The following is an 18,121-nucleotide window of genomic DNA, read 5'->3' on the forward strand; positions in this document are numbered from 1 at the left end:
CCACATCGCATACCCATCAACCACTCACAGCGGACCTCCACCACATCGGTGGGGGTCCGCTTCTTTTTGTCTCGAAAGGAACCACCATGCTCAAAGGTTTGGCATTGACACCCCCGGTCATTGGCCGGATATCGATTGGCAAAGTCGTGGAGAAGAACGGCAAGCGCTTGCCGGAGAAGGATGACGAATTCACAATCACCAGCCAGGTGCAAAACCGCGATGGCTGGGTAAACCACCCGCTCGATGAGCAGTTGCGCAAGGACAAGAACACCAAGCTGCGCAGCATTCCCGTGCGCCTGTTGTTTGACGATCCTCATCTCAGCCTGCGGGCCAACTACACGATGTTCGACCGCGCCAGCGGACGGCCCCTGTGTGTGGGCAACGGGGAAACCTGCAAGCGGGCCACCCTGTCCGGGATGCAGAGCTTTGCATGCCCGTCACCACAGTCCTGTCCATTGGCCGAAGGCGGCAACTGCAAGCCCTACGGGCGCTTGAATGTGCGTGTCGATGTGGAAGGAACCGGGAGTGATGAACTGGGCAGCTTTGTGCTGCGCACCACCGGGTTCAACAGCATTCGCACGCTCTCGGCACGGCTGCGGTATTTCCAAGCGGTGTCCGGTGGAATGCTGTCCACCTTGCCACTGGAGCTGCGTTTGCGCGGCAAGTCCACCACGCTATCGCATCGCACGCCGATCTACTACGTGGACCTCACACTCAGGGCGGAGACCACGCTGGTGCAGGCCATCCAGCGCGCCCGGACGGAATGGGAGGCGCGCAAGGCTGCGGGGATGGACCAGGTGGCGCTGGATGAAGCGGCAAGGGCCGGGTTTGCGCTTGGGGAGTTTGAGGAGTCCGAGGAGGACGGGGCTACCGTGGTCGAGGAGTTTTATCCGGACACGGAAGGAGGTTCCGGAGATGGGCTGGACCAGGGCCCTCAGGATGCCGGGCACGGGCCATCGCAGCTACAGAGCGCAGGACAGAGGCAATCCGGCCTCCATCGCAACCTCGGCCACAAGCTGGGGGAACGGCTGAAGGCTCAGGGCATGGCGCCCATCGGGGCAACTCGCTCTGGATCGGTTGTGGATGCAGGGGTGGGCCATGGCAGCGGCTGACAAAGCAGAGAGGCTGCGCGCCGGTCGATCTGCACCGTTGGTGCAGGTGTACACGGCGGGGCTGCGGTGGGAGACGGAGCCGATGGTCATGGCGTGGACGCGATGCCGCGCCTAGAATCTTTCCGCACCGCTTGCCGCGGCTATGCGGTTTCCCGAGCAGGATCTATTGCAATGGCATGTGGTGGCGGGCTGGATGGTGCGTCAGAGCGTCGTTTTGGCTTTATCTTGGGCTGTTCTTCATTCCCGCTCTCACGCTCCTGCAGGCCGCCTTGATCGGGATTGAGCCAGACCACGATCTGGTTGGGATTGCGGATGTCATAGAGCGTCGCGATCTGACGGCTGGAACGCTGCTCGCGATTCTGATGAGCTAGCACCTGCAACTTGAGTTGCGCACTGTACGTGCTGCGCTTGGGGCTCAAACCGTAGAAGTCGTGCAGGCTGTGGTGGTTCACCTACGTGCGGACCTTCTCCTCGGGAACCGACCACCGTCGGGCCAAGAGCTTTGCGCCGCCTTCGCGTGCCAAGAAGCTTTGAACCACTACCAGCTTGGACTCTGTTTTGTACCTCTTCATGAAACCCCTTGGAGTTTGTCCAGCTTCTGAGGGGCAGTTCAAATCCGGGGCGATTCGGTGGGCGATTAGCAAGTAGCATTCACTCATCACTGCTCTATAAGAACAATGGAATTAAGCAATTTCCGCCCGCTTCAGTCGCGCTGGCCAAACTTGTATGAACATGCCCGTTTTGCGGAAGGTTATGCGTATTCCGACCCCCAGACTGCCGTTATCAAACTACGCTGCTTTGCGGAGGTGCTCGTCGGCATCATCTTCCAAGACCTGAGGCTTCCCAGCGATCCAGGCGATGGTTTTTTTGAAAAGCTCAAGTCGCCCGACTTCCAGGACCTCGTAGGTCCGACCATTCTCCAGAAACTGCACGCCGTTCGCCTGCTGGGGAACAAGGCCGCCCATGGCCGGTCGATGAACTCGCAGACCTCGCTGTACCTGATTGAGGAAGCCTATCTTGTCGGCCAGTGGTTTTACAAGACCTACAGCGGCGACATATCCGGCCACTACCCGCCCTTCCGCCCACCCGAACCCGCAACCAGGCCCACCGAGGCACCGGATGAGCTGGCCAGGAAACTGGCAGAAGCCAAAGAGCAACTGGCGCGTCTGGCGGCCGCTGAGGAGCCGGCCCTGAATAAGGCCGCCTCCCTTTATCAATCGCTGGACCAAGCAAGGATCCAGGATTTCAAGGCCGACGCGACGCAAGCCTCGATGTCAATCAACTTCAAGCCAGCAGCGCCCCCTCAGCAAATCGGTATCCGCGACGCGTTTTCCGAGTTCGACCTGAGTGATGGACAGTCCGCACTGGTGGATCGACTCGAGGAGTTCCTGGACAGCGATGCGCAGAGCGTCTTCCTCCTCAAGGGCTACGCGGGCACCGGCAAGACCTTCATCACGAAGGGCTTGACGGAGTATTTCCGTGCCATCGGGCGCAACTTCATCCTGGCTGCACCGACAGGGAAGGCATCTAAGGTGATCGCCAGCAAGACCAAGTCTGAGGCGTACACGATCCACAAGACTATCTACTCGTTCGAGGACATCGCCGAGTACCGCGACGATGAGGAGGAGGGCACGGAGACGTTCAAGTTCTACGCGCAGTTGCGCGTGAACAATCTCTCGGCGGACACGGTCTACATCATCGACGAGGCGTCGATGATTTCCGACGTGTATCAGGAGGCGGAATTTTTCCGTTTCGGTACCGGCTTCCTCTTGCGGGATTTTCTCAAGTTCGTCAACCTGGACCACAACGATCACAGCAAGAAGGTGATCTTCATTGGCGACAACGCACAACTACCGCCGGTGGGGATGAATTTTTCGCCTGCACTGGACGAAGACTACTTGCTACGTGAACACCATGTACGTTCGACGAGCTTCGAGTTGACGCAGGTGGTCCGGCAGAAGTCCGAGAGCGGCGTGATCGCCAACGCGATTCCGCTGCGGCAATCGCTGCAAGAAGGCGTCTTCAACCGACTGTCGATTGACTTCGGATACCCAGACATCGAGGAGGTGACGCACAAGGATCTGATGGCCCGCTACCTGGGGTCGTGCGGCCACAAGATCAATGGAGAATCCATCATCATCGCCCACTCCAACTCAGATGTCGCTGACTACAACCGAAGAATCCGCGAGCACTTTTTCCCGGGCCATGCGCAGTTGATAGCCGGCGATAAGGTGATGGCTGTCTCGAACAGCGATGCTTATGGGTTGTTCATCTCCAACGGCGATTTCGGGTTGGTCCGCCAGGTGCTTGGCGAACCGGAGCTGCGCACCGTCACATTGAAGCGCAAGGCCCCGGACACCGAGCGCGTCGAGGAAATCCAGGTCCCCTTGACGTTCCGGGATGTGGAGATCGGCTTCAAGGACCTCGACGGACTGTCACACTTCTTCCGAGCCAAGATCCTGGAAGACCTCCTGTACAACAAGGAGACCAACCTCTCTTCGGACCAGAACAAGGCGCTCTACCTGGATTTCTGTATCCGCAGCTCCGACCTGCCTAGGAAGAGCGTGGAGTTCAAGCACGCACTGAAATCCGATCCCTACTTCAATGCCTTGCGACTCAAGTTCGGTTACGCGATCACCTGCCACAAGGCCCAGGGCAGTGAGTGGAACCATGTGTTCGTCAAGTGCAAGAGCCACATGAGCCAGTTGACTTCCGACTACTTTCGCTGGTTCTATACGGCCATTACCCGCACGGCAGGACACCTCTACCTACTCGATCCGCCGAACCTCACGCCTTGGAGCGATTCCGTACTCGTTTCGAACCCTGGCCTTGGCGTGGTCGCTGCACCTGGAGTGTCCAATTCGGTGCCGACCAGTGCGCCTGCGCCCTCCACTGGCGCTGCCCAGAGTTCAGCTCCAGACCTGCAGGGCGTCGAGGGTGCGTTCGGTATCCCCAACAGCGCGACTTTCTTGTGGGCGCTGCTGGCCGCAGTCCGCAAAAGCATCGAGCTGACAGCCATCGTGATCGACAGCATCCAGCACCACCAGTACCAAGAAGCCTATGTGTTCAAGCGTGGCGTCGAACTGGCTCGGGTCAATATCGGCTACAGCGGCAAATGCAAGGTGACCCATGTCGTCGCCCCTTTGCTGACAGAACTGAGTTCTGAATTGGTCAACTTACTGATGCCGCTGAAGGGGTTGCCACTGGATTCCGTCGCGAGTGGCGCGGTGGGCGAAAAGAGCTTTTCCGAGCCCTTTCTCAATGATTTTCACCGGAAAGTGACGGAGTTGTGCGTTGAGGCTGGCATCGTCATCCGCACCGTCATGGAGCAGCAATGGTCCTTGCGCTACACGTTCACCCGATGGGGTGAAGTCGCTGTCTACGACGTTTGGTACAACGGAAAAGGTCAGATCGGGAAATGCGCGCCCCTGGCAACCGCATGCTCGCCAGGCACCTTGGTGGGTGAGGTGGGCGTATTGCTGACGCAAGGGGTGCGGGCATGACCACCAGCAAGGACGTGTTTGCCAAGCGCAAGGAAGGAGCCATCGACGAGGCGTACCAGTTGGCGCTGCAGTTGATGGCTTCGCCCGAGGTGGACGAATGGGACCGCAAGGCGCTGGGATGGTGCCTGGTAGACCTCATCAAACGTGACGCGCAGGCAGGGCACCCTGAGAACCTGGAACATTACCGGCGCCAGTTGGAGGGCCTCCAAGTGGCTGCCGACGATGAGGTGTTACAGAAGGGGATCCGCAACGCACTGCTGTTGTGCAGCCCAAATGGTCAGTTGATCAAGCAGGCCTCGACCCTGAGCAAACAGGGGCAGCATGCGCAAGCGGTGACCCTGTATCGGCAGGCAGGCAGGCTCGGCCCGCTCGAATCACAGGTCCAGACCAATCTGGGATGGGATCTGTATCGTCACGCCAAGCAGTTGCTGGACACCGAAGCGGTCGATTTCAGTGCCATCAGGCGCAACCTGCATGACTACCTCAAGCTGGACGTGGAGAAGCCTTCGCTGCTGCACACCTGCTTCCTTCAACTGGCGGCGAAATTAGCCAGCCAGGAAAGGCTGAACCTTCTGAAGTTCTTGCCGTTGTGGGACCTACAGCACCTGCGGGCCGACGATTACCAGCGCCAACGTGCAGAGGACGGCAAGGAGTACCCGTCCTTGGCAGAGAAAGTCATTCAGCAGGCCGGCAAGGAAGCCGCAGCGTCTGGAGACGCCCAGGACCTGAACTACATCCTGCCCTACCTCGATGCGGCCATCGAGCGGTTCCCGGACAACGTCTGGTTGAAGTTAGACAAGGCCAAGGGACTCCTGGGCCTGGGTCGGCATGACGATGCGCTGGCTTTCGGTATGGCGGTCACCAAGGCCAAAGCCAACGAATACTGGGCCTGGGAGTTGTTGGGCGACATCGTGGCCCTCACCGACCCCGCCGCTGCGCTGGGCTGCTATTGCAAGGCCTTGTGCTGTCCTGCCGACGACAAGTTCACAGGGAAAGTCCGACTCAAGCTCGCGCAATCCATGATCGAGACGCATGACTTTCCAGCAGCTAAGTTGGAGGTCGAGACGGTCTTGCGCCAGAAGGAGAGGGAGGGACAACGGGTTCCCGAAGCCGCTGAACGGATCGCTTCGCAGCCGTGGTTTGCATCCACGCTTGCCAACGCATCCAATGCCGATTACTACAGGGAGCATGCAGGCGCAGCCGAAACACTATTGCTGAGCCAGTTGCCTTGGATCGAGGCCAACCTCGGCGACCGCTTTGTTATCCCGGGCATGGAAAACAAACCCAAGCGCAAGATTTTTATCAAGACGCAGTCTGATCCGCTGGAAGCCAGCATCCCCGAATGGAAATTAGGTCACAAGGCCATGGCGATCGGCGATGGCCTGCAGGTTAAGGGAGAGTTCAACGAGAAAAAGCGGTTCCAGATCTATGCGCTGGAGGCCCGGCCCATCCAAGCCAGATGGGATATCTTTCCCAGGAGGGTCGGCGTTGTCTATCAAGTGAATAAGGAAAGGCAGGTCCTGCACTTCATCGTCGACCGGACGATTGACGGCGTCATTCCCCTGGCCGAGTTACCCGGTCCCTTCAAGGAAGGCGATGCGATCGCGGTGAAGGTCTCGAAACGGTCGACAGACAAGGGGACGATGTACAGGGTGCTGCATGCCGAGGCGACGCAGGAGAGACCAGCTCCCCAGGTCCGCAAGGAATTCAACGAGGCCGTACGCCTGTCCAACGGCATGGGATTCACCGACAGCGACATCTTTATCCCCCCGCCGTTGGTTGTTGAATGCCAACTCTTGGACGGTCAGAAAGTCGCCGGAACGGCCATTCTCAACTTCAACAAGAAGCACCGGAGTTGGGGCTGGAAGGCGATTGCGCTTGACGCATTGCCTGGGTCTAGTTTGTGACCAAAGGACGCTTGGGCATCGTATCGCAGGCCCAAGTTTTTGTCGGTGTTAGCCCGGCATGGCGCCAGCCCTGGGCAGATCATCAGGTAAGCCACTGATAACCGTCTGGATCACGAGCCGCTTTGCATGAATTATTGGTAATGAACCCAAGCGTTGGCACTGAAGTCATATTCATGGGCCGCAAATGCATCGCCATAGGCTGAGGGAATCGCGAGGTAGGGCTTGCCGTCGGTCACGCGGTATCTGATCTGCGGCTGAAACACCGTTGCTCTTACGCTTGGTACCTTTACCAGATATCCTGGTCGCAGTGCTTCAAGCGTGGGGGGGTAGTGGCCTTCCTCAGCGCGGAACGATTCGATGGCCTTAACTATCGGCATGGCGTATTTGGGGATCTGCTTGTCGACCGTGAAGACGTAGGCTAGCGTGACAGTGGGGATCAATACCGCAATCGACAGACGCTTCAGATTTTCCTTTGCGGATCCACCCTTGTTTGAGATGCGCGATCTTGAGCGGGGTACATGCAGAAGCAACGCCGCTACTAGCGCCAAGATTGCAAACAAAGAGGCCCCGTAGAGTACACCTGGCGTTGCTGCAAAAAGCAGCATCCAGAACCAGGTGGAACGTAAATCCCATGTCCAAGTCTTCCAGAACCCGGAAGAAACACTGACTGGATCGTGCGCGGGCATTCGATCAGCGAGAGTCCTGCTGGATCTCCACCTAGCGATGACCCAGGCGATCAATCCTAAGGCTACAGCCAGGAAGCACAATAAGTAGACGGTATCGTGAGAAAGTAGTCCCAACATCGGATTGGCTCGCGAAAATGGAAACAGAGGCTGGATGTCTTGATGGATAAGACTGTCTAGCGCCACATGGCTCAAGGTGCCAAACAGGGCACCTGTCACCACGGATATTCTGGTCATCACCCCAGACTGAACTAGCCATTTCTGCTTGTAGTACGTGGCCTCCTTGTTCCATCGTTTCAGAATCAGAAGTCCTATCGGCGGTGCCATAAGGACAACCGCCGCGGCAATGATCAGCGCGCCAAGAATCGTATGGGTCATGCCGTGAAGCACCCCGTCAGCGCCGATGAGCATGCGGATGCCAGGCTCCAAGTCCATCGCGATTTGGGCAAGGCCAAACGCGATCAGGCTAATCCGTTGGTCCAGGCTTGGCTTGACGATGAGCACGGCACCCATGTGCAATGGGGTGAAGGGCAATTTATCCTCCGGTAGGTTGTCTAGCTGATCTGCTGTGATTCTTTAAGATGTTCCAAGGCTGTCCGGAGCTGAGGCAATCACATTTGCTATTTTTTTGCTTCTACATGACCCGTTCTTCATGAGCAGTAGGGCAGGGACTACGCTCCACGCTCCCTCAATGCCTCATACAACCCCGCAGGCCCCAGCAAAACATCCTTGAGTCCGGTTCGGACACGGTCTGACCCCAGTGCCTGTTTGCTCATGCTTCCGTGGGCTGCTAGTGCATCCATGATGGCGTTCATGATTTCGCTGGCCAGGTCGGGTGAATTTGCAAATTGCTCCTTGGTGTTGTTCATGGCCTGCTGGTGCAGCAGGTCAGATTCGAGCAACTTGCCCTTGAGGACGTTGTTCACATAGACGAGTTTGTCGTCGTCCGTGAGTTCTCCCTCGAACAGATCATTCACCTTGGACAGGATTTCAGAGAGCTTCACCTTCAGGGGCTCCTGCACCTCGCCGCCGCCTGTGTCCGTCAGCGGCTTGAGCTTCGTGTCGGTATCGCTTTCCTCATCCAGCGGGAGATCGCGCTTGCCAAGCTCTTTGAGCTTGTGGTGGGTGAGGGCGACCTTGGATAGGTCAACTCCTTCGCGCTCGCGGCCAAAGTCCAGCAGGGGCAGTAGGCGTTTGAAGAAGATGGCCCGCTTCTCTATGGCGGTGTTTCCATAGTCAAACATTTGGCTGAGGAATGCGTACACACGAACGAAAGTTCCCAGGTCGCGCTTGAAAAGGGTCAAGGCGTTGAGCTCATCTTTGGCTGCCTTGGCCTCTGCACTGCCGGGCTTCTTGGACTCTTCAGCGACGAAAATTTGATGCGCTGCCTTGTACCGCTTGAGCAGTCTGTCCGCCACAGGCTCTATGGCTGCGACCAACATCGATTGCGACGCGTTGGGATTGAGCTCCACGACGGCCACGCGATCCACTTCATATTCATCGTAGTGCCCGCTGCCGTCCAGTTTGGCGCGCAGGTCGTAGATCAAATGGGGGTCTGTGACGCCCGCCAACTCGGCTGTTTCGTAGTACGTCTGAAAAGCGGCGAGAACTTCATCGGGGTCATTGACGAAGTCGAGGATGTAGGTCGTGTCTTTGAGCCCATGGGGGCCGTTGTAGGCGCGATTCAACCTGCTCAACGTTTGCACGGCTTGGATGCCCGCCAAACGCTTGTCTACGTACATGCCGCACAGCAGCGGCTGGTCAAACCCCGTCTGGAATTTGTTCGCGACGAGCAGAATCTGGTACTCATCCGTTGCAAAGGCATCGCGGATATCCCGCCCCTTGAGATTGGGATTGAGCTTGGCACTGACTTCGGTGACAGGATCGGGCGTGCAGTCCGGGTCGTTGACCTCGCCAGAGAAGGCCACCAGCGAGTCGAGTCTGTAGCCGTAGTCGTTGATGTACTTGTCTATCGCCAGCTTCCAGCGTACGGCTTCAACGCGGCTGCCTACCACCACCATCGCTTTGGCATTTCCGTTCAGGAGCGGCTGTACGTTTTCACGAAAATGCTCCACCACAACCGCCACCTTCTGGCTGACGTTGTAGGGGTGAAGACGCACCCAGCGCATAAGGCCTTTCATGGCCTCATTGCGCTCTACGGATTTTTCATCCCACTCTTGACCATTGTGGGCAAGCTTGAAAGCCAGCTTGTAGGGGGTGTAGTTCTTGAGGACATCTAGGATGAAACCCTCTTCGATGGCCTGGCGCATCGAATAGACGTGAAACGCAGCAGGTAGATTGCCCGGGCCTGCGGGCTGATCTGGATTCGGTCTGCGTCCAAACAACTCCAGGGTCTTCGCCTTGGGAGTGGCGGTGAAAGCCACATAGGTGATGCCAGCGTCCTGCCCAGCTCGTGCCGCCATCTGGATCGCCAGCAAATCTTCCGTACTGACTTCTCCACCATCAGCCAGTTCCTTGAGCTCCTCAGAGCTCAGGAGCTGTTTGAGCTTGGATGCTGCCTCGCCAGTCTGGCTGCTGTGCGCTTCATCGGCTATGACGGCAAAGCGCTTGCCTTGGGTCGCGGCCAGTTCCTGTACCGCCTTGAGTGCAAAAGGGAAGGTCTGGATGGTGCAGACCACAATCTTCTTGCTACCTGACAGGGCAGTTGCCAGTTCACCGCTTTTACTGGCGCTCTCTCCCTTGATGGTGGCCACCACGCCAGCCGTCCGCTCGAAATCAAAGATGGCCTCTTGCAACTGGGCGTCGAGCACGTTGCGGTCACTGACCACCAGCACCGTGCTGAATACCTTGTTGTTCTGGGCGTCGTGCAGATCCGCCAGGAAATGGGCTGTCCAGGCAATGGAATTGGTCTTGCCCGAACCCGCACTGTGTTGGATCAGGTACTTATGGCCCGGACCTTCGGCGATCACGGCCCGAACCAATGCCCGCGTCGCGTCGAGTTGGTGGAAGCGTGGGAACAGAATGGCTTTGATCTTCTTCTTGGCATCCCGTTGGGTCACGAGGTAGCGTCCCAGAATCTCCAGCCAACTGTCTCGCTGCCACACCTGCTCCCACAAGTACGCAGTTCGGTGGCCGTGGGGGTTGGCCGGATTGCCCGCACCACCCTGATCACCCAGGTTGAAGGGCAGGAAATAGGTGGCAGGCCCTTGCAGCTTGGTGGTCATCATCACCGCGCGGTTGCTGACCGCAAAGTGCACCAATGCGCCGCGAGGGAAGTCCAGCAAAGGTTCTGTGGTGTTCTTGCCTTTGGGTTTGGGAAGGCGGTCAAAGCGGTACTGGTCTACAGCCGCATTGATGTCCTGCGTGAAATCGGTTTTAAGCTCCGCTGTGGCCACAGGAATGCCGTTCAGGAACAGCACCAGGTCGATGATGTCGTCGTGGTTGGTGCGGCACTGTCGCACCACGCGAAGGCGGTTGGCTGCGTAGCGGGACTGCAAATCGGGATTCATCGCCAGCGCAGGCTTGAACTGGGCGAGCTTCAAGGGGACTTTGAGCCCCAGCATATCGATACCCACCCGCAACACTTCCAGGGTGCCGCGCTCGTCCAACGCCTTGCGCAGGCGGTCGAGCAGCATGGCTTCGGCAGAGCTGCCGTGGGTCTTGGAAAGAGAATCCCAAGCAGCGGGCTGTGTGGCTTGAATCCAAGTCAGCAAGTCGGCCGGGAAGAGTGCGCGAGGGGTGTCGTAGCCACTGGCATCGCCTTCGCTGCCTGGTGCTCCATACAACCAGCCATTGGCGGTCAAGTGGTTGCAAATGTCGAGCTCGAACTGGATTTCGTTGTGCAGTGCCATCCCTTACCCTCTACCGCTTTCGTTGTTATCAGGTGCCTATCGCTTGGCGCTTCAGGGCGTCCAAGGTTTTGCCGTCTTTGTCCTTCCAGACGTTCCAGCCATTGGCCGTCGTACCGAGTAGGGCCACCGCCGCCATGCTGGGAGATCGAAACAGGTGGTTCTTCGTGAAGACCACCGCATCGCCGTTCACACTGAGCGTGCCGTTGGCCACCAGCTTGTCTCTAAAGCTCGCGTTGCTTGTGCCTGCGATGGACTGCATGTTCTCCTTGCGTCCCACCGATCCTGCCAAGACTACGAATCCCTCTTGCGTGTACAGGCCACGGCCATCCACTCCACTGACCGTACAAAAAAGATAGTCTTGCGGTGGCGTATCTTGGGGTGCCTGCACAACAGGGTCAAACATTGGATGCCCCAGGGTTGCCAGAAGCGTCCGAGCCGTCTCAAAGACTTCAAGGCAATCGGCTTCCATGGGAGCGGGGGTGTGCGGGCGCGATCCTCCGTTTCCATTGAGGTCCGTGTACCGTTTCACTTTCCTAATGGCCTGTAGGCTGCACCATTCCAGAAACAGGCCGTGTGTTTGGGTGAGGGATTTGGTGCGTGAGATGAGCACCAAAGCGCGCTCCCAGAACGGCTTATCTGCATCATGCTTGGCAAGACGCTTGCGCAGATCGCCCGTCTGGCCCACGTACACATTCAACTCGGTCCCGTCGTCTGACTCGCCCACGAGAAAATAGGCCGCGACTTCATCGCTCTCTGGCATCTCCAAGAAGTCCGAGAGCAGCTTTCGAGGTACGTCGATGACCTGGACGATGCGTGTGGTGATTTCTGCAACGCGGATGCCTGTGGGGCTGCCGCCCGGCAGGAAGATCTGGATGGTTTTAGGCGTTGTGCTCATGCGGCTTGTGGAGAGGCAATGCCACGAACGTCGATCTGGCCGGTGACGGCGGAGGAGATCAGGGCGGTGCGGCGTTCTTGTAGGAGAGCAATTAGTGACTGAGCTTCGGCCAATAGCGCTTCAAGCCGACCGGTCTCCTTGTCAATATGTGCGGCAATCGCGACCTGCTCCGCAAGAGGAGGGGTTGGAAAAGCTACTCGTTTCAGATCAAAAATATTCACACCTCGAACTGCAGCCCCTAAGCTTCCACAAGCTAGTTCTTCGCGAACTGGGGCTGAAAGTAGTGTCCATCTAGCCCACGTATGACAAGCGCTTGTATCAATTGCAATACGCGCTACATCCTGGGTAATGTTCGACCCTTCCAGTTCAGGTGGGACAACTTCGCAATCCCCAATGGTTCCGCGAATTGAGTAGACGAGGTCAGATGCCTTCAGGCGCGCGCGCGCGTAGGGTTGTTCAATGTCTGGCGTCGTCCGGGCCATCTCAGTGAGATTCATACGGGACGGTTTCACGTTCCCACCCTTCAGGATGGGGATACCTTCGTCCACATCAGGCCCCGGTAAGACAATCCCGTACATGATTGGTCGCGTAGGTTGGGTGAGCCATTTCAATGGGGACATTTGCCAATGCGCAGGTATCTCCCCCAGCCACTCCACGCCCGAGTCCTTCATCGGCACGTTCGGGTCCAGCCCCTTGGTCACGGCGTGGGAGATGATGGCCTGGCGCTTTTCTTGTAGCAGGGCGATCAGTTTTTCCTGCTCGGCCACCAGCGTGTCGATCTTGGCGGTTTCGCGGTCGAGGAAGGTGGCGATGCTGGTTTGTTCTGGTAACCCTGGTGCTGGAATGCGTAGGCTGGCAACTGTGTCCTGATTGATGTTCGGCTGTCCTCCACCTGTGGAGAACAGATCAATAATGATTTGCTTGAATCCCTGCAACCAGTAATAAGTAAAGGCTATGTCCAGATGCCTTGGGGAACTCAATACGCAGCAGGCTTGATTGGTCACTGCATCGACCCCAAGGATGCCAAGACGCCCTATCGTCGCGCCATACATGGCGACAACTAGTGAACCGGCCGGATGAATGCGAAGAGCTGAGAACTTTTCCAAAGCGGCGTCGGTGACTGATTTGCTCGTTTCAAAGATGATGTTTTCACGCAGCTCTCCCGTTGTCACCCACGGAGTTCCGACGCTGTCATACCAATGCTCCTCGCTGCTTGGCGGCGTTGTACCACTGCCAATTGAGCCGAAGGCATGCGCCACTTTCCAGGTTTCCCAATGCCCCGGCACCTCCCCCAGCCACGCCACCCCACTGTCCTTGTACTCCGGGTATCGCTGAAAACTCATGCCGACAGCCCCTTGATCATGTCCAGAATGCGATCGGTGGTTTGCTTCAGCTCGGCATCAATCTCCGCCAGAGGGCGCGGCGGCTTGAAGACGTAGAAGTGCCGGTTGAACGGGATTTCGTAGCCCACCTTGGTCTTTTCTGGGTCGATCCAGGCGTCCGGGGCGTGGGGCAGCACCTCACGCTTGAAATACTCGCCCACGTCTTCGGTGTAGGGAACGTTTTCGGTGTCGCGCAGCGCGCTATCGGGCTGAGGCTTGCCCTTTTGCTTACCCTTGATACCCAGCACTACGTTACCCGCTTCGTCGCGTAGCGGGCGCTCGACGGTGATGGAGTGGTAGCCAAAGGCTTCGTTGTCGAAGATGCGGCTGATGGGAGTGCCGTCGTCCTCTTTGGCCTCCACAAAGTTGCCAAACAGGCGGGTGATGCGCTCAATGTGAGCATCACTCAGTTCCTTGCGCTTGCTGCCCAGGCTTTTGCGCATCTTCTGCCACATGCCTGAGGCGTCGATCAGTTGCACCTTGCCCTTGCGCGCTGCTGGCTTGCGGTTGCTGATGATCCACACGTAAGTGCTGATGCCGGTGTTGTAGAACATGTCGGTAGGCAGGCCGACGATGGCCTCCAATAAGTCGTTCTCTAGCACGTAGCGGCGGATTTCAGATTCGCCCGAGCCCGCGCCGCCGGTGAAGAGCGGCGAGCCGTTGAGCACGATGCCGAAGCGGCTGCCGCCCTCAGCCGTCGGACGCATCTTGCTGAGCAGGTGCAGCAAAAACAGCATGGAGCCATCCGACACGCGGGGCAGGCCGGGACCGAAGCGGCCGTTGTACCCCTGTTGCTCGTGTTCTTTGCGCACTTCCTTTTCGACTTTCTTCCATTCCACGCCAAAGGGTGGGTTGGAGAGCATGTAGTCGAACTTCTTATGCCCATGGCCGTCGTCGCTGAGCGTGTTGCCAAAGGCGATGTTGGCCACGTCCTGGCCCTTGATCAGCATGTCGGCCTTGCAGATGGCGTAGGACTCGGGGTTGAGCTCCTGGCCAAACACGGTGAGTCGTGCCCGCGGGTTGTGCTCGGCCAGGTATTCGCCCGCCACGCTCAGCATGCCGCCGGTGCCAGCTGTGGGATCGTAGATGGTGCGCACCACGCCGGGCTTGCTCAGGATGTCGTCGTCCTCAATGAAGATGAGGTTGACCATGAGCCTGATGACCTCGCGCGGAGTGAAGTGCTCCCCGGCGGTTTCGTTGCTGATTTCGGCGAACTTGCGGATCAGCTCCTCGAACACCAGGCCCATTTGCATGTTGCTGACTACCTCGGGGTGCAGGTCAATCTGGGTGAACTTCTCTGTGACCTGATACAGCAGACCAGCTTTGGCCAACCGCTCAACCTGAGCCTGAAATTCGAAGCGCTCGAACACATCACGCACAGCGGGCGAAAAGCCTTGCACGTAAGTGAACAGGTTGTGCGCAATGTTGTCAGGATCTCCCAGCAACTTGGGCAGATCCAGCGGGCTCTGGTTGTAGAAGCTCTGCTTTGACTTGCGCAACAAGAAGGGCTCGGGATTGATGCCCTGCACCTCTTTTTCTGCCAGCTCCGACAAGACGGCTGCCTTGGTGGGCTCCAGCACGCAGTCGAGGCGCCTCAAAACGGTGAACGGAAGGATGACTTTCCCGTAGTCGGACTGTTTGTAGTCTCCACGGAGGAGGTCGGCGACCGACCAGATGAAGGCGGAGAGGGATTGTTGGTTCATGCGCTCAGGAAACTGACATTTGCTTACTGGGTGCAGTATGCCTCACGGACTTCATCTGACATGCAGGCGCTCTGCTGATGGGACGCCTAGATTCAAGAAAATAGTGGGGCTAGGGAATATTGCAGCGCTACCTTTATGTTCCGCAAGGGGGGGCTTGATTTCATATTTCTATTCATACGTAACTTTGTATATTTATTGCAATCTTGAATACAAGGTTGCATATGAGATTTGATCTCAGATGCCTTGGGTATGCCTGCGACTGATTTTGCGATTAATATAGGTTATTAATACAATTAAATTGAGTATGTCCGCTTTAAACCTTGGTCATTGTGAGATGGAGTATCCCGTGTGGTCATCTCATTTTGACTGTGAGTAAACATCTTTGTATATCATGTGATTGCAAATGGTTGCAGTCGTATTCATGCGAGGTGTTTTCATGTCTAAAGTTAAAAAAGCAAGTGGAAGAAACTTGGAGAGCGTTACTAAATACTGCCGAGAGTTGCAGGATGAATATTCAAAGCTTCTAGCGGTGAGGATTGATCTGGGCTATAACAAGGAGCATGGCAGCGAGTGTAGCTTGGAGAAGATAAAAAAAGATGTCAAACATATGCTCGACAATCGCAGAGGAAATCATTCGTTGTTTCGGGACCAGGTCGGCTATATATTCAAGTTCGAAGACGCGAAAGAAAAAGGTCCCCATGCACATGTGCTGTTACTTTTTAATGGGCAAAAGGTATGTAAGGATGCTCACCTCGGAGATCAGATAGGCAAATATTGGAATGAAAAGATTACCGACGGGAATGGCGTTTTTCACAACTGTAACCGTGACAAAGGTCGCTACGAGCAATGTGGCATCGGCATGATTGATCATTCAGACTTTGCCAAGCGTGCAGCTCTCGAAGAAAAGGTCATTGGCTATATGCTGAAAGACGAGCAGAGCATCGACGGTATCAAGCAATCTGGGCGTGAAAAGTCTGTGACTAAAGGAGTGTGTATCAAAAAAAAGAGTAGCGCCGGACGTCCGCGCAACTAGAGGCTCAAGCAACAACACCCAGTCGAAGCCTTTGCAGGGTAACGCCTGGGTGTTCTTCGACTCAATCAAGAGTGTTTGAGTGAGAGCGAGGGTGGAACCCCTCGGATGTGGCTATTTCCGCTAAAAATAGTGGAAATTAGCGCTGGTAGCGGGCTGTAAGTTTTGGATTTTAGACAATTGATTGGAGTCGGTCAGCGCTGATCTGAGCGTGAAAAATGATCACCCTGGAAAAGCCAGAGTGACCATCAAGTTAATTGAAACTATCTGAGTTGTGGCCTATTAATAGTTCGGATTGAAGGGGATAGCTGCCATCGAAGTCGCATTGGCTGTGATGATAATTTTTTTGTTTATCTTCCAGATGGTTATTTTTCCATTTATCGCCAAAATTTCAATTAATAAATCTAGCTTTGCTTTGTTGCGCAAGCGATTCGGGCCATATTGTAGAATGTGTGTTTTGGGGACGTAATTCCATTGCTTTTCATATAGAATTGATCTAATCCACCTTTCAAGTTCTGCTAGGTCGTATTGTTGCTCGGTGACTGGGTCGGTTCTTCCTAAGAGCTGCAAAAACTGCCCGCCGTAGTAGTCAACGAGGTTGGCTGCATATTGCAATGTTTCGCTGGAAATTTCATCAGTCTCTTCATTGAGGAAGGCATGAAAAACTGCAGCGATTCTTGCAATATTTTCCGCAGCTTTGGACGCAAAGTCCTTTGCTCCGTGGTAGCTGCCGCCTGGTAGTGTGCTAGATTCGTAGCTGTTAGCAATATCATTCCAAAGCCACTGCGCTTGCGTTGAAAACCTCAATACCCTTGGTTCGCTCTTTTCCAGTAGTTCTTTGCACCGGTCGTAGAACCAGTTGATGTGCGTGTTATCTGCCGTGTGTCCATTCTCGAACCTATGGCCTTGTGTCGAGATCGGAGAGCACAGCAGCACACGTGCAAAAAAGCCATTTCCAAGGGCCTGCACTCCATGTCTTGAAACAAAACGTTGGAATACGGTTGGCTGTGCCTGCAGTAAGCAGGTCAGGCTGGCGTCATGCAGCACAAAACTTCCGCTCGTTTTGCGATCCACGGGCCAATCTAAGCCACTCCAGAGTGCATTGAGAGCCCCCAATTGCCTTGCCATAGGCCCGTCGCAAAACTGGGCAAACTCATCGTGTACCAACGCCGCAGAGTTGCCACACTCGGACAGGCCCGCGAGCAGCGCTTCAATGGTGGTGTCGGCATAGATCAGCTTGCGTGCAAAGCTAGGTTGCGGCTCGGTTTCGAGGAGCTCCCGAAGTTGTTTTTCCACATCACCTACCTGCGCTCCTTTGCTGATGGCCCGCTGCAAGGCATTGGAAAGCGCTTCCTTCTTTTCGCGCCAAAGCGCACGGTCTATCTTGTATTTAGCTACCGCTTGCATTGCCCCGTCTCCCCAGCGGCGCTGGATTTCCATAAAGGCCTTGAACAGCAGCTTCTGTACCGCACTTTTGCGCTCACCCGAGTCGCAAATGGTGATCAGAAACAGGCCGATAGGTCCATCCAGCCCAGGCTTGCGTTGCACACGACATCGATGCTGAACTGAAAGCGCCGTCGCCGACAGCAGGACGCTGACGATCAACTCATAGGGAGCCTGGGTTGTCTGAGCGATCTCTTTGACCAGCAGGTCGAGTTCTCTAGGCAACACAGTCGGCAATGGTTGTGCTGGGACGTTCATTGGTCAGCCCTCCCGGTTGGTTGTGCACCGACTCTGCGGCTTTCAAGCCACGCTTGAAGGTCTGAAGCTAGCCACGCGACTGAGCGTGCGCCCAGGCGAACTTTGGCTGTGGTTGGGAAGGTTGGGTCAAAGCGGGGCGATTTGGGATTCTGGATGTCATAGAACGTGGCTCGTGACATTGCCAGGAACTTTGCCGCCTCTGGGCACTTGAGTGCCATTACAACTAGTCGATTCATCGAAGAAATCCTTCTTTCGAACATGTGACCGCTGCTTTGTCGCCCCAAGCGCCACAGCCGTCACGTACCTATCACGCGGTAATTCCAAGCCGCTCTTTGGCGACGAGGTGAGACGTCTGTAGGTGGGGCTTGCCTGAAGAACTGTCTGAACAGATCC

The 18,121-nt window shown here is 56.3% G+C and carries 12 protein-coding genes; 4 read left to right on the forward strand and 8 right to left on the reverse strand.

What is annotated here, in order from left to right; all coding sequences use genetic code 11:
* Positions 1–86 precede the first annotated feature (86 nt).
* On the forward strand, positions 87–1,112 hold the full coding sequence (locus DBV10_RS14625; protein ID WP_124514348.1) for a phage capsid protein: 1,026 nt from the start codon (positions 87–89) through the stop codon (positions 1,110–1,112).
* Between the two features lie 140 nt (positions 1,113–1,252).
* Here DBV10_RS14625 and DBV10_RS14630 read toward each other — a convergent pair whose 3' ends face one another.
* Positions 1,253–1,564, reverse strand: a complete 312-nt coding sequence (locus DBV10_RS14630; RefSeq protein ID WP_124514349.1) for a transposase — start codon at positions 1,562–1,564, stop codon at positions 1,253–1,255.
* Positions 1,565–1,789: 225 nt separating this feature from the next.
* Here DBV10_RS14630 and DBV10_RS14635 point away from each other — a divergent pair, with 225 nt between their 5' ends.
* Together DBV10_RS14635 and DBV10_RS14640 are read left to right on the forward strand one after the other, a co-directional pair.
* A complete protein-coding gene (locus tag DBV10_RS14635) occupies positions 1,790–4,615 on the forward strand; it encodes an AAA family ATPase (protein ID WP_124514350.1) in 2,826 nt (941 codons plus the stop codon).
* The gene (locus DBV10_RS14640) at positions 4,612–6,522 is read left to right on the forward strand and encodes a tetratricopeptide repeat protein (RefSeq protein WP_124514351.1); all 1,911 of its coding nucleotides are present in this window, start codon (positions 4,612–4,614) and stop codon (positions 6,520–6,522) included. Before DBV10_RS14635 ends, DBV10_RS14640 begins: the two co-directional genes overlap by 4 nt.
* Before the next feature lie 131 nt (positions 6,523–6,653).
* On the opposite strand, the gene DBV10_RS14645 is transcribed toward DBV10_RS14640, so the two are convergent.
* The 5 genes from DBV10_RS14645 to DBV10_RS14665 all read right to left on the reverse strand — a co-directional run bounded on the left by DBV10_RS14645 (position 6,654) and on the right by DBV10_RS14665 (position 14,997).
* Complete coding sequence (locus tag DBV10_RS14645) at positions 6,654–7,739, reverse strand: DUF4184 family protein (RefSeq protein WP_370451175.1); 1,086 nt, start codon at positions 7,737–7,739, stop codon at positions 6,654–6,656.
* 137 nt (positions 7,740–7,876) lie between these two features.
* Complete coding sequence (locus tag DBV10_RS14650) at positions 7,877–11,017, reverse strand: type I restriction endonuclease subunit R (protein WP_124514353.1); 3,141 nt, start codon at positions 11,015–11,017, stop codon at positions 7,877–7,879.
* A 28-nt stretch (positions 11,018–11,045) separates the two neighbouring features.
* Entirely contained in the window at positions 11,046–11,912 is an 867-nt protein-coding gene (locus tag DBV10_RS14655) for a GIY-YIG nuclease family protein (protein WP_124514354.1), read from the reverse strand.
* Entirely contained in the window at positions 11,909–13,255 is a 1,347-nt protein-coding gene (locus tag DBV10_RS14660) for a restriction endonuclease subunit S (protein ID WP_124514355.1), read from the reverse strand. The genes DBV10_RS14655 and DBV10_RS14660 overlap by 4 nt, the downstream gene beginning before the upstream one ends.
* A complete protein-coding gene (locus DBV10_RS14665; RefSeq protein WP_124514356.1) occupies positions 13,252–14,997 on the reverse strand; it encodes a class I SAM-dependent DNA methyltransferase in 1,746 nt (581 codons plus the stop codon). Before DBV10_RS14665 ends, DBV10_RS14660 begins: the two co-directional genes overlap by 4 nt.
* A 436-nt stretch (positions 14,998–15,433) precedes the next feature.
* Between DBV10_RS14665 and DBV10_RS14670 the strand changes: the two genes are divergently transcribed.
* Positions 15,434–16,030, forward strand: a complete 597-nt coding sequence (locus tag DBV10_RS14670; RefSeq protein ID WP_158616823.1) for an inovirus-type Gp2 protein — start codon at positions 15,434–15,436, stop codon at positions 16,028–16,030.
* Between the two features lie 279 nt (positions 16,031–16,309).
* Here the strand turns inward: DBV10_RS14670 and DBV10_RS14675 are convergent, their stop codons facing one another.
* Together DBV10_RS14675 and DBV10_RS23400 are read right to left on the reverse strand one after the other, a co-directional pair.
* Entirely contained in the window at positions 16,310–17,728 is a 1,419-nt protein-coding gene (locus tag DBV10_RS14675; RefSeq protein ID WP_124514358.1) for a YfjI family protein, read from the reverse strand.
* Complete coding sequence (locus tag DBV10_RS23400; RefSeq protein ID WP_370451176.1) at positions 17,725–17,988, reverse strand: helix-turn-helix transcriptional regulator; 264 nt, start codon at positions 17,986–17,988, stop codon at positions 17,725–17,727. Before DBV10_RS23400 ends, DBV10_RS14675 begins: the two co-directional genes overlap by 4 nt.
* Positions 17,989–18,121 lie beyond the last annotated feature (133 nt).

This window comes from Acidovorax sp. FJL06 (genome assembly GCF_003852545.1).
Lineage (GTDB): Bacteria > Pseudomonadota > Gammaproteobacteria > Burkholderiales > Burkholderiaceae_C > Acidovorax.